Source organism: Paenibacillus sp. Root52, assembly GCF_001426865.1.
Taxonomy (GTDB): Bacteria; Bacillota; Bacilli; order Paenibacillales; family Paenibacillaceae; genus Paenibacillus.
The window spans coordinates 1,027,546-1,041,422 of record NZ_LMFO01000001.1 but is presented as its reverse complement, the minus strand read 5'-3'; the positions used below and the strand labels follow the sequence as shown (position 1 = coordinate 1,041,422).

Annotated in this window: 9 protein-coding genes; 8 read left to right on the top strand and 1 reads right to left on the bottom strand. The window is 42.9% G+C overall.

The window, feature by feature from the left end; translation table 11 throughout:
• Nucleotides 1-68 precede the first annotated feature (68 nt).
• From ASD24_RS04500 to ASD24_RS04485, 4 genes are all read left to right on the top strand, one after another.
• A complete protein-coding gene (locus tag ASD24_RS04500) occupies nucleotides 69-536 on the top strand; it encodes a DUF6376 family protein (protein WP_056692075.1) in 468 nt (155 codons plus the stop codon).
• Between the two features lie 154 nt (nucleotides 537-690).
• Entirely contained in the window at nucleotides 691-1,446 is a 756-nt protein-coding gene (locus tag ASD24_RS04495; protein ID WP_056692071.1) for an SDR family NAD(P)-dependent oxidoreductase, read from the top strand.
• A 477-nt stretch (nucleotides 1,447-1,923) separates the two neighbouring features.
• Nucleotides 1,924-2,721, top strand: a complete 798-nt coding sequence (locus tag ASD24_RS04490; RefSeq protein ID WP_056692068.1) for a sulfite exporter TauE/SafE family protein — start codon at nucleotides 1,924-1,926, stop codon at nucleotides 2,719-2,721.
• Nucleotides 2,722-2,846: 125 nt separating this feature from the next.
• Nucleotides 2,847-5,228, top strand: a complete 2,382-nt coding sequence (locus ASD24_RS04485) for a polyprenyl synthetase family protein (protein WP_056692065.1) — start codon at nucleotides 2,847-2,849, stop codon at nucleotides 5,226-5,228.
• 114 nt (nucleotides 5,229-5,342) lie between these two features.
• Here ASD24_RS04485 and ASD24_RS04480 read toward each other — a convergent pair whose 3' ends face one another.
• On the bottom strand, nucleotides 5,343-7,109 hold the full coding sequence (locus tag ASD24_RS04480) for an ABC transporter substrate-binding protein (RefSeq protein ID WP_056692062.1): 1,767 nt from the start codon (nucleotides 7,107-7,109) through the stop codon (nucleotides 5,343-5,345).
• A 177-nt stretch (nucleotides 7,110-7,286) separates the two neighbouring features.
• Here ASD24_RS04480 and ASD24_RS04475 point away from each other — a divergent pair, with 177 nt between their 5' ends.
• From ASD24_RS04475 to ASD24_RS04460, 4 genes are all read left to right on the top strand, one after another.
• Nucleotides 7,287-8,519: an MDR family MFS transporter gene (locus ASD24_RS04475; RefSeq protein WP_056692059.1), complete on the top strand. Its 1,233-nt coding sequence runs from the start codon at nucleotides 7,287-7,289 to the stop codon at nucleotides 8,517-8,519.
• 149 nt (nucleotides 8,520-8,668) lie between these two features.
• A complete protein-coding gene (locus tag ASD24_RS04470) occupies nucleotides 8,669-9,484 on the top strand; it encodes a copper amine oxidase N-terminal domain-containing protein (protein WP_056692057.1) in 816 nt (271 codons plus the stop codon).
• A 771-nt stretch (nucleotides 9,485-10,255) separates the two neighbouring features.
• Complete coding sequence (locus tag ASD24_RS04465; RefSeq protein WP_056692054.1) at nucleotides 10,256-12,001, top strand: ABC transporter ATP-binding protein; 1,746 nt, start codon at nucleotides 10,256-10,258, stop codon at nucleotides 11,999-12,001.
• Nucleotides 11,998-13,767, top strand: coding sequence for an ABC transporter ATP-binding protein (locus tag ASD24_RS04460; RefSeq protein WP_056692051.1), 1,770 nt, complete (start codon nucleotides 11,998-12,000; stop codon nucleotides 13,765-13,767). The genes ASD24_RS04465 and ASD24_RS04460 overlap by 4 nt, the downstream gene beginning before the upstream one ends.
• The last annotated feature ends 110 nt before the right edge of the window (nucleotides 13,768-13,877 follow it).

The window sequence follows — 13,877 nt, the reverse complement described above, 5'->3', positions numbered from 1 at the left end:
AAACAGCTATTATGGATGTGAAAATGACTTTAATTTTATTTTAAATTTTAGAAAAAAGGAGAGATTTCATGATCAAAATTAGAAAACGTAGCTGGATGTTGACAGGGCTTCTTGCTTCGAGTCTTTTTGTAATTTCCGCCTGCTCTGTCGTTGAACAAGCGAATGAAAGTTTGAATTACGTCAGTGGAGCTTCAGAATATATTGAACAAGTATCAAACGCGGGAGCAGAGCTTCAGCAACTTGCTTCCCAAGCGGTGAATAATACAGAGGTAACAACCCAAATTCAAGAGAAGATCGACCACATTCAAGCTGAAGCTAGTGAGTTTTCGCAATTAACTGCACCTGCAATTGGAGAGAGCATTCATGAAAATCTGGTGGGTTATAATAATCAACTTACGGAAGTCATCAACCAATGGGAAACGACAATTGCTGAGCAAGGCTTCACAACTGAAAATTGGGAGAAGACAGGGATACCTGAATTAATCTCCAACATCAATAGTTTGAGTGATCCGTTAAGTGGCCTTCAGAGTGAGTAAAAGGGAATGCTTCATCATTATATGCTCTAATTCAATACTCTTATGATCTAACTCTTTATTGGCTTATATGGGATACATGAATATTAATTTTGGGTAAAAGTTACACTAAGATGTAATTTGTATTCGAGATCATGTAACCAAAGGAGACCTATTTATGTCTGAACATCATGGAAAAGTTATTATTATTACTGGTGGAGCAAGTGGTATTGGTAGAGAAACGGCACTTCAACTTTCAGATCAGGGAGCAACGATTGTCGTAGCAGATTTCAACGAAGAGGGTGCGAAGCAGGTTGCCGCTTCGATTGAAGCAGGCGGTGGAACAGCGGCGGCATACAAAGTGGATGTATCCAAAGGCGATGAGATCAAGGCTCTTGTCGATTGGACAGTTGATAAATTCGGTACACTTAGTGGTATTTTCAATAATGCCGGAATTGGGCTTGTAAAACCTTTCCTAGAGATGGATCCAGAATCCTATCACAGAGTCATCGATGTAGACCAACATAGTGTGTACTATGGGATGTATTATGGTGCGAAGAAGATGGTTGAATTGAACGTGCAAGGAACCGTTGTTAATACAGCCTCCATCTATGGAAGCGTGGCAGCAGTAGGGAGTTTCAACTACAATGCGGCCAAAGCGGCTGTTGTGATGATGTCTAAATCCGGTGCGCTCGAACTCGCAGAGCATGGCATCCGTGTAGTTGGAGTTGCCCCAGGCTACATTGATACACCGATTCTTGGTGACAACCAAGAGGTTAAGGATGCTCTCGCTTCGCAACATATGAGTGGTAAACTCATTCAGCCTGAGAAGGTTGCAAGTGTCGTTACATTTTTGTTCAGTGATGCAGCGAGTGCGGTGAATGGATCTACAGTTGCAGTCGATGACGGATTCCTGAGCTTCAAAACGAGGTAAGGTGTAAGGTTTAATTTAAGAGGTTGTTCAATAAGTGAGCTTTTGCAAACGCAATTTACTAAAAAAAGAATCAAAAAACGGTGCTGAACGATTAATCGTTCGCACCGTTTTCTATTTATCTTAATCCTATACATATTGAAAGAAATGTTATGGAGTCATCATCGATCGTGATACAATAAACAGATATGTTTTATCATTTTGTGGTGTCATAAACAATGCGTACACCAAGAGAGCCATAGCTCTCTTCCTTGTATTGACATTTAGAGCAAGCTTTTATTGAGCAGACGGCATCGTGTTGAACTTGTAATTTTTCGTTGCAGTGCGGACAATTGTTATCAAAAAGAGTCTTCAACACGTTGAACATGCTTAATCACTCATTTCGGATTAATTTACTTGGGATTATTATATCCGATTTTGGGGCAGACGTATACTGTTTTCGTTATATTTTTTGCGGAATTTTGAAAGGGAGAAAAACCGATGGATGTTATGCTTTTTATCATCATGTTTATACTTGGTCTAACGGGTTCATTCTTCTCCGGGTTGTTAGGTATAGGCGGAGCAATCATAAATTACCCACTTTTGCTGTATGTTCCTTCACTCGTAGGCTTGCAGCCTTTCTCGGCACATGAAGTATCTTCGATTAGCATGTTTCAGGTGTTTTTTGCCTCATTGTCTGGAGTGGTTGCCTATCAGCGAAAACAAAATCGTACACCTCATCAGAAGACGTATATTCATCGAGGTCTAGTCGGATATATGGGAAGCAGCATTCTTGTGGGAAGTCTAATCGGAGGGTCGGTATCCGGTTATCTGAGCGAGCAAGTGATTAATCTGATCTATGGAATTTTGGCGGTTATTGCGATTGTCCTTATGCTGATCCCTAGCAGAGGAACGATAGATAGCTCTGATGATCTTGAATTTAACAAAGGCATTGCTTCAGTTACTGCTGGAGCAGTTGGTATCGTCTCAGGTATTGTAGGAGCAGGCGGGGCGTTCATTCTTATTCCAATTATGCTTACAGTACTCCGTATTCCAATCCGAATAACAATTGCCTCCTCGCTAGCGATCGTATTCATATCAGCTATTGGGGGCGTTCTCGGAAAATTATCAGGAGGGAATATACCGCTTGAGCCCATCATATATACTGTCATTGGTAGCTTGATTGGCGCTACCCTGGGTTCCAGAGTAAGTTCGATGATAAATGTGAAATTGCTAAGATATGGTTTAATTGTGCTCATCGCATTTACCGCGGTGAAGGTGTGGTCTACCATTTTATAAATGTTATCTGTAGTAGGTTGAACAATACGTATCAATTTCGTAACCAAAATGTGATTTCGCCGTATACCAATTAAGAACATGAGCTGACGAAATTAACACTAATAGAAGTTGAGGTATTTCATCCTATGAATAACGCATTGATTGAGCGAGTTGATGCAGAGTATGGGCAAGCCGAGCAAAAGGCAGCGCAGTACTTTGCTTCCCTCCATAAACAGCTTATGAATCATACGTATACGACTGAACTTACACAAGATATTCATTTATGGCAAAAGAAACACATTCATCGTTTTCCTTGGTTATCCTTCCTATCACGAAGTAAACGAAAACCAGACCCTCAAGACGTTCAGCGTTATATTCACTGGTTGAATGTGTCTGGGAAATTAGACGATTATCTAGATCGCAGTATTTCTTACATTTATATGAGAGATTTAGGAAAAGCACTGGATTCTCCAGATACACAGGCTCGCATTCAGCGAGTTGTTCAAGATACGAAACGGTACTTCTTATCATCTGCGTCCCAATCGAACAGAGAGCCGGATTATATCAGTTTGGCTGCCTTGTATCGGTGGTCTCAGAAGGAGAATGTAGAATCTGCAATCATCTGGGTAATGAACAAACTGAAGAGCGTGGCAGCTAACATTCCTGAGGAATTGGATGCAGAGAATGCACAGCGTAAGCTGATCAAAATCATTCTTGGTGTCGTACTGCACGTAACGGATGATATGAATGAAAAGACACCCTCTGATGAACGCGCTCAGCGATTAGATGCAGCAATTCGGTTGGGGTATTCTTACGGATTAACCTATCCCTTTATCGATGATTTGTTGGATTCGCAGGCACTCACTGTAGATGAGAAGGAACAGTATTCTCTTATGATCCGTGAAGCACTACTGACAGGTGTTGTCCCAGACATCGAAGAGTGGAAGGGGGAGCATCATTATGTCATTCAATATGTGCATGCGGAGTTACGCGAGGCATTTGAGTACATTCATAATTATCAGCGACCCGAGACGCAGCGAACCTTTTTACAGCAATCATATGTGTTTTTTCAATCCCAAGAGATAGATCGCGCCAAATCGTTATCTAACGGTCATTACTCGAATGAGGACTTATACATTCCAATCATTATCAAATCGTCTTCTTCACGACTAATCGTTCGTTCCGTTCTTAGTGCGCCAGAGGATGAAGGGTTTGATCTACGTACCTTCTATTATGGGATTTATAATCAACTTGCGGATGACTTTGCCGATATGTTCGACGATCTGGAGGAGGGGGCGGTCACCCCATACACATATTATCTGACGTATCGCGATCAGCGACCGGATCTTATTAACCCTTATGAGCTGTATTGGACTGTAATCTCGCACCTGATTCATGACGTATATCATTCAGATGATCAGACTCGTGAAGTCATACTCGACCGTGCCATCAATGGACTTAAGCGCTGTAGAGAACGTCTGGGTCAGCCTAAATATAATGAAATTATGGACATTCTGGCATCCGGCCAACCGGAGTTCAACCGACTTGTGCAGAAAATGGTACAGAAAGCCGATGATGTCGATTTCCTGGATAAATTACTTCGTGATCAGGTCGTCATTCATCTACGACAGGACAAGAAGGAGAAGCAAGAGTTTGTAGATACGATTCGCACGGTTCGTGAACAGATCAATAAGGAGCTACAGATTTCTAAGCCAAACGGACTTCATGAAATGAAAGAAACCCTTATTGATGCAGCGAACTACAGCCTTCAGGGGGATGGTAAGCGAATAAGGCCCATTCTGACTTGGGTAATGGGAGTACGTGAATACGGATTGCAGGAAGCAGCGATTGTACCACTCTTGCGATCTCTCGAATATATGCACACTGCCTCTCTTATTTTCGATGATCTGCCTACACAGGACAATGCACCGACACGCCGCGGCCGCTCCACATTGCATCACTTGCATAATAGTGCAACAGCTGAGCTAACGGGTCTGTACTTGATTCAAAGAGCCATTGGCGAGCAATCCTCACTGGATCGTTTCGATGCCCGAACGGTACTTTCACTCATTCGCTACTCTGCACAAAAAGCGGAGGACATGTGTATGGGACAGGCGATGGACTTGAATTCTAAAGGCAAAGTGCTGAATCTGGAGCAACTGAACCAGATTTGTTTTTACAAAACAGGCATTGCTTTTGAAGCGGCTCTCGTCATGCCTGCTATATTGGCACAGGTTCCGGAATCCGAGATCGACACACTGAAAAAATTCGCCTATCATGCAGGCATCGCTTTTCAGATTAAGGATGATCTGCTCGATCTGGTCGGAGATCATCTGGTGCTTGGCAAACCAGCAGGTCAGGATGTGCGAAACAATAACTCGACCTTTGTGTCCATTCTTGGTGAAGAAGGTGCGAAGAAGGAGATGTGGGAACACTACTGCCAGGCCACGGATGCATTGCATGAGATGCGTAAGACCATTCCTTTTCTCCGACATTTGTTAGATTATATCATTGGGCGAGAGCGGTGAGTTATAGAAGCAATAACAGTAGATTGAAGAACCGCCTTTAACTTAAAGGCGTTTTTTTTATTGGATTCAATTTAAGATGTGACTGTTGTGGTATAGATGTGATCATCGGACTACCTATTGATTCTTAATCCACAGCTTGGAAATGTCCATATAGCCAAAATCAGCTGTTTGCATGCCGAATAAACTTTGGTTCAGCTGAGCACTTTTGTTCATATGACATCCATGTAAAATCCAGTCATTGTCTCTCAGCATATCCTCAGCTTCATCTAAAAGCTGTACACGTGCATGGTTATCAAGCTGTCCAAACGAATCTAGTTTCTGTTCTAACTCGTTCAGCGAATGAGGTGACATGCAGATATGAAGGTGATTCGACCGATTCGTAAAAAAATGAATCATACCATATTGCCAATCCTCCTCCAAAATTTCTTCTGCCAAAATAAGATCGGCTTTCATCGCATTAGTAGGATACAGACATTCATTCGTCGGAGACAGTTCGATATTTAAGCCAATTTGCTGTGCTCGTTGTTGAAGCCAGTTGGCAGTTAAGGCATCCTTATTCTCCGAGTACGATAATATGAGCGTCTCACTCAGATATCCGCTGCTGTGTAGCAGATTACGTGCTTGCTCAAGTGAGGATGGAGTCCAATGATGCTCGGCGCTTTTCCAAGGCAAAAAGCTGTTTGCTGGCGTAATTCGATTGCCTCCCAGTTCTGCTACCAGTGAAACAGGATCATAGACCATTTTCATTGCTTGCCGAAACTTGGGGTGATGAAAGATACCAGGCTTATTAAAATTGAACAGCATATATTGACAGCCTAGAGCAGGATAATTGAAACTATTGGTTTGTGCGTAATGAGTAGATTGCTCCAACCGATCCGTTCCGGGTAGTTCATAGTGACGTTCATTGGACTCAAGATCGGGCACAAACCAAAAATGGACTTGATCAAGGTAAGGACGAATACCGTAATAGTTATCAAATGCGCTAAGTTTCAATAAATCCTCATTGATCTCACTAATCTGAAAAGGCCCAGTGCCAATGAGTTGTTTGGATACATCAACATCGTATGGGAGGATCGTCATTGGAATACAACTGAACAAATGCAAGAAGAATTGATTGGGACGGCTCAAATAAAAGCGAATGCAGTAATCTCCAGCAACTTCGATCCGTTCAATGTCACGATATAACCAAAAAACTGGACTATTTACTCTTCGTAAACGCTGTAATGTAAATTCAACGTCTTCAGATGTCAACATTCTATTGTGGTGGAAGCGCACACCCTTACGTAAATAGAAGGTCCATACTTGATGATCTTTACTACCTTCCCACATGTGGGCTAGATCAGGCAGGAACGTATCAGTTTTGGCATCATAGGTCACCAATGTACTGCACACCTGCCCAAGCAAGTAGGTTTCAAAAGCATTATATACAAATGCGGGATCCAGATCTGCCAATCTACGTGATCGCATCATACGCAGAACATCCTGACCCGAAGAGCTTTCCGAATGGCTGTGAAATCCCATTTGTTTATATAACGAATCTAGCAATTGTTCCCGAAGAGTCTCATTGTTCTCCATAGCTCCAATGAATTCAATGGCTTCTTTCATTTTTCCTTTGCCCATTAACTCCATGAAGCTGGATTCTATCGTTTCATTCTCACTGCGAAGTAACGTCAAGGTGGAATGATGACCTCTGCCAATCCCTGGTTGCCAGTGGATAAAGCCTTTCTCTTCCAACTTTCGCAAGGTGAATTTAACATTTCGAGGCGTGCAACATAAGACAGTGGATAGGGTATCGATCGTTACGGGAACCGGTGTATGTAGTTTAAATGTAACCTCATTCGCTGTTGTAAGTCGCATATAATGAGCGGTTGTTGTGTCCAAGAAAAGATAATCTCCTTTATAAAAAATGTTGTTCAAATTAGAGTTCAATAAAAGGTGAAATGTCTATTTGATTTCTTACACTTTTATTTCCCCCTTTGTTCTATACAATTATACATAATTCAACAGACGAAGGGCAGACCTTCTAGACGTTAACAACGAGAACAGGAGAACATACGAATGAAGCAACATTTAAGGCAGATTCACCCTTTAGCTTGGACAATCATTGTTGGGACGATGTTTGGACGTTTGGTAACCTCGATGAGCATTCCGTTTCTATCGATTTATCTAACGAGTGTGCTTGGAGCGACACCGACGGAAACTGGCTTCACAGTCGCTGTCAGTTCACTGGCTGGAGTGATGGTGAGCTTTTATGGCGGCTATATCTCAGATCGGATTGGTCGTAAACTGGTTATGTTGGTCTCCATTTTTTGCTGGGCAGGGGCCTTTTTCATCTTTTCCGAGGCAGAGTATTTATGGGTGTTCTTTGTGGCGAATACGCTCAATGGGTTATGTCGCGCTGTCTTTGAGCCAACGTCACGGGCACTGTTATCTGATATCACTCCACCGGAGAACAAACTGCTTGTATTCAATCTGAGGTATGCCGCTATTAATCTTGGGGTTGTATTTGGTCCAATCATTGGATTTCAATTGGGGTCATCGCAATCGACTTTTCCATTTCTGATCTCGGGACTTGTATACATCGCTTATGGTCTGGTGTTAATAGTACAATTCCAGCTTCAACATGCTAATCTACCACAGCCCTCGAAGGCGAAGGCACCACGCTTGCGCGATGCTTTGGCTACGGCTGGACGTGACCGTGTATTTTTGCCGGTACTGATTGGAACGACATTCTGTGTACTTGGTTATGGACATTTTGGTTCAACACTTGCCCAATATATGGAGCGTAGTACAATGTTTGAGAATGGAAGCCAGTTGTTCTCCTATATGTTATCGCTTAATGCTGTAACGGTGCTAATCGTGCAATATCCTATCGTGCGAGCATTTCGAAATGCGCCCCCACTCGTACCCCTCATCTGGGGTAATCTCTTGGTTGCAGCAAGTTTGTTACTGTTCGGTATGGCGAGTGGCGCAGCTCTACTGATGGTAAGTGTTGTATTATTCACCGTTGGAGAAGTGTTGTTATTTACGATGATGGATATGCTGATTGATCGAATTGCGAAGCCAGAATGGAAAGGCACGTACTTTGGCACGATTGGTTTTAACAATTTTGGTAACGTTATGGCGCCGATTATGGGTGGTTTATTACTGAGCCAATTCGGAGGACATGGAATAGCTGTATTTCTTCCGCTTGCGTTGATCACGGCGCTTGGACTTCCTTTTCTATGGATTGCTCACAAGCGGCTAATCACGAGGGAGAGGGAGGCTCACGCGGTACAGCAGAGTGCATAAACAAATATATTTCATAACGAATATATGTGTGGTCTGTTTGCAGTGATCCGAACTTTCTAAATGTGTTCACAGTAACTTCTATGGGGTATGAAGCGTTACTTAGGATAGAGAAAAGTGAAAAACGATCATCTATACCTAGGAGGTTGAATATGTTTAAGAAGATTACATCCGTATGTGTTGCATCCGTTCTCTTCGGCATAATAGCAGTACCTGGATTTGCTGAAACGAGCCGAGCGGAGATTCATACGGGGGTCATCGTGAATAATCGAGTGCTCATTCCACTGCGGGTGGTATCACAGCATTTGGGCGCAAAGGTACAATGGGACGCATATTCGAAGAGCATTCTTTTGACCAAAAATGATAAGAAAATTGCACTGGCCGTTAATTTCAAAAATGCTAATATTAATGATTATGTTGAATCTATGGATTCACCCGTTGAGTTGATCCGTGCAACAGCATATGTACCGCTCCGATTTGTCAGCCAAACGTTAGGAGCCGATCTACAATGGAACAAGGAAGCCAAGCAGGCAAATGTTAGTCTTGATAATCACCATATCATGATCAGTATGCAACCTGATCCCGTTCAGATTGCTGATGCTCAGAAACTAACTCAAACCCGATTGAATGAACTGTTAACCAAGTTAGATGCAACGTCTAATATGCCAGATATTAAACAAATAAGGGCGTATTTTAAGCCCTATTTTACGGAGCAATTGATTCAATCCATTCTGGATGGACTGCAGTTGCAGGGTGAAGGAGTGCTATTCGGTGCTCCAGAAACCGGCATTCATTATACGAGCAGTACAACAGCAACATTGTCTCAATCTTATGTTCTTGGGAATACATTAACCGGTGACTCCCATTATGTATATGATCGAAATGTTGAGCTATTGTACAGCAGAGGAATATGGAAGGTGCATAAGATAAAAGTCTACCTCAGAGATATTCCATATTTAGGTTATTAAGCGTGCGTAGCATACGTTCACATTATTAATCACATGAATTAAATAACAATTCAGTAAATATGTTCTTGACGTACTGACCTTTAAACGAATACAATAAACATCAAATATGTGAGACGGGTGGGTGTAGTGATCATGATCATGCCAAAATTGATGTCTAATCGATAACTGAATACGCATGAGCATGATGACACAACCATTTGCGTTAGAGTACATGTTCAAAGAGACGGGGTTTCCATACCGAGAAGATGGGATGAAACTAGAAAGTAATCGACTTTTTGAACGACCTCTTAAAGATAGCGTCTGGCAGTCCTGTTTATGCATCCTGTCATGGACGCTCATCCGTAGTGCGAATGTCAAGGAGAAGGCCAGTAACGTTACATAATCTAATGGTATTCTTCTTGTTATAGAAGCCATAGATGAACTTAGTTCATCTATGGCTTTTTGTCGTGCACTGCAGGCAAACGTTTCATAAGAAAGGGGGCGATCAAGGATGTGAATTAGGTATACGTCTGTTCGTGTTGGCTCGTGAAGAGATGTAGGGTCAAGTTATAGCGTTGGTTAGGCTTTGGCATTGTTGTAATCATTCAGAATCATCTTGAAACAAAATAAATGATAGGTAGGAGAATGTAAAATGGTACAACATCAATACAATCATAGAATTCATGTATGGTTTAGTGAAATTATTTATGATTCAGCCTAGTTAAGCAGAGTTTGAGATGATGTATTTGATATGTTCTAACAAAGTGATTTGTATGTTGGAGGTGGGGCAAGGTGCCCAAACAAGAGAAAAAATCGATGTCATGGCTATTACGGTATCTAAAGCCAGTCCGAATGAGACTGGTTCTGCTGTTAATTATTTTGCTGACTTCGACGGGATTACAGCTTCTGAATCCGCAGATTATCAAGCGGTTTATTGATACAGCAGCGAGTGGTGGTGTAGTTTCTAGTCTCATTCAGCTTGCAGGATTATTTCTGATTATTGCAATCTTCAATCAACTATTAACCGTAGCTGTAAGTTATTTAGGTAATGATGTTGCATGGCGGGCTACGAATCAACTAAGGGGTGATCTGCTGAAGCATTGCCTTGGACTTGATATGAGGTTCCATAATGTGAAAACGCCTGGAGAGATGATCGAACGGGTGGATGGCGATGTAACGAGCATTTCTAATTTCTTTGCGATGTTTATTGTGCAAGTTATTGGCAGCTTTGTACTTCTTGCTGGAATCCTTGGTTTCATGTTTACGATTAATACACCGATTGCACTGGTAATGACGGTATTCACACTGGTATCGATTCTGTTTATGGTTTTCATTCGAAATATGGGTGTTCAGTCATCCAAGAACGAGCGAGAAGCAAGTGCGTCCTTGTTCGGCATGATTGAAGAGCGTATTGCTGGTATTGAGGATGTGCAAGCAAACGGTCATGTGCCTTATGTAATGAATCGCTTCTATCGATTGATGCGAATCGTGTTTCTGAAAGGACGCAGAGCTTGGATGCTTCGCGTTATTCCGTGGAATACAACGGTGATTTTGTTTGCCATAGCTGTAACCGCGGTACTCATGCTTGGTGTTCACAATTACATGCAAGGGGCGATTAGCCTAGGAACGTTGTTCCTCATTTATCAATACACACAGATGTTGAATGATCCGATTGAGATGCTGGGAGATCAGGTGCAAGAATTTCAGAAAGCTAAATCCGGCATGCTTCGCTCACGAGAACTGCTCTCCCTAAGCAGTGAGATTAAAGACGGAAACCGTGATACACTTCCTGCAGGAGCATTGGGTCTGGAGTTCGAACATGTGCATTTTAGCTATAACGAGGATAAACCGGTATTGCGGGATATTTCTTTTAAAATTAAGCCTGGGGAACGTCTTGGTATTATCGGACGCACGGGTAGTGGGAAATCCAGTCTGAGTCGTGTTCTTCTTCGTTTGTATAATCTGAATCAGGGTGTAATCCGGGTCGGAGGCCAGGATATCACGGAGCTAACACTACCTGCATTATATCGCCGGGTTGGAATGGTTACGCAGGATGTGCAGTTGTTTGACGGTACGCTACGGGATAACTTGACGTTATTTAACTCGGAAGTTTCAGACAACATGATTATGGAAACGACAGAGCGACTGGGGCTGCGTCAATGGATTGATACACAACCGGAAGGATTAGACACTCACTTGAAAGCAGGAGGTTCTTCCCTTTCGGCTGGAGAAGCGCAGCTATTTGCACTAACACGTGTATTTCTGACAGAGCCAAGTCTAGTTATCCTAGATGAACCTTCTTCACGTCTGGATGCTGCCACAGAGATGTTACTGCAGCAAGCGGTTGATGAACTAATGAAACATTGCACAGGTATTATTATCGCACATCGATTAGCTACGCTGGATCAAGTAGATCAGATTATGGTGCTTAGTGATGGTGAGATTGTCGAATTTGGAGCGAGAGAAGAACTCGCGAATAATCCGGATTCACATTATGCGAGATTGCGCATGACGGGCAGAGAGGAGGAATTGGCTTGAATGTCGCAGGATTTATAGGTCGTTTATTTCGATTCAAATCATTATTATTTATAATCAATGGGTTGTTATGGTGTATATTTCATTCCCTTCCGCTTGCCATCGGAATCGGTATGCAATGGTTTTTTGACCGTGTGACCATTGGATCTACCGATTACTTATGGCTCGCTGTACCGTTAATCTTTCTTGCACTGGTTAGAGTGGCTAGGATCGGCACGTTCTTTGCTGCTTTCTATGCTTGGATTACCTATGTGTATCACATTCAAGCGATATTACGAACGAATATGCTTGCGGGTATTATGCGCTGGCCTGGTCGGAATCTACCGGCTTCACCTGGTGAGGCGATGAGTCGGTTTCGTGATGATGTCGATGAAGTGGTTGAGTACGTAGAGTCCTGGGTCGACTTCTGGGGTAGGCTGGTATTTGCCATCGTTTCGATCATCATTATGGCTAATATCAATTGGAAGATTACGTTGGTTGCTGTACTTCCACTGGTTATCGTTACAATGCTTAATAATCTGTCAGGCAATCGGGCTCGTAAGTATGCTCAAGTCAATCGTGAATCGACCGGTCGAATCACCAGTTTTATTGCCGAGACATTTGGAGCTGTGCAGGCACTGAAGCTCGGGCAAGCAGAAGAGCATGTCTCATCCCGCTTCAATACCTTGAATGAACAACGCCGTCAAGCAGCATTGCGGGATAATCTGTTCAAGCAGTGGATGAGATCATTGAATCAACACGTTCTTAGTATCTGTACTGGCTTAATTCTCCTGATGTGTGCAGCGGAGATGAGAGCAGGGCAGTTTACGGTGGGTGATTTTGCACTCTTCACGTCCTATCTTGCTAACATCGGATTTAGTATTTCCTTGTTTGGGTATATGGTATTCCAACATAAACGGCTAAAGGTGTCCTTTGATCGGATGCGCAAATTATTTCGCCCTGGCGAGGAAAACCGAATTATGGATTATCGGGAAATCTATCTGAATCAAGATCCTCCTGAGCTGACTGATATCGAGCGAAGTCCCGGAGATGAACTCCAAGAGTTAGAAGTGAGTAATCTGAGTTATCAGTACTCAGATTCCACGAACGGGATACAGAATGTTGAGTTTCGCTTGCAGAGAGGGCAATTCCTAGTCATTACAGGGCGTATTGGATCAGGGAAATCAACCTTGGTGCGCACGCTTTTGGGTCTTCTGCCGAAACAGGAGGGAACGATCCGCTGGAATGGAAAAGAAGTAGATCCAGCTACGTTCTTGATGCCTCCAAGAGCAGCATATACGCCGCAGGTTCCCCGCTTATTCAGCGATACGTTACGTGAGAATATTGTTCAAGGTAAACGAGAATCGGTAGATGAATCGCTGGAAAAAGCGATTCGATTAGCCGTAATGAAGAAGGATATCGAAAATCTCGATGAAGGACTTGAGACATCTGTGGGTCCTCGGGGCGTTATGCTGTCAGGCGGACAGATTCAACGGGCGTCTACCGCGCGTATGCTGATGACCGAAGCAGACCTGTTTATCTTCGATGACTTATCCAGCGCGCTAGATGTGGAAACAGAACAATTGGTTTGGGAAGGATTGGCCAGTGAGCGAGAGGTAACCTGTATTGCGGTATCCCATCGTAGAGCTGCATTATCTAGAGCCGATCATATCATTGTTATGAAGGATGGACGCATTGAAGCAGAAGGCAGTTTGAGTCACTTACTTGAAACGAGTGAAGAGATGCAGCTTCTCTGGCAAGGTGAACAAACACCTGCTAAGGTAGGATAAGGTAGAAGGAAAAGCAGAATTAGAAATGCAACAGGTGAAGGCTTGTTAAAGTAAGTGATTCAACTTAACTAACTTATCGTCACATGAAAGAGCCATATCGATCACTCGTC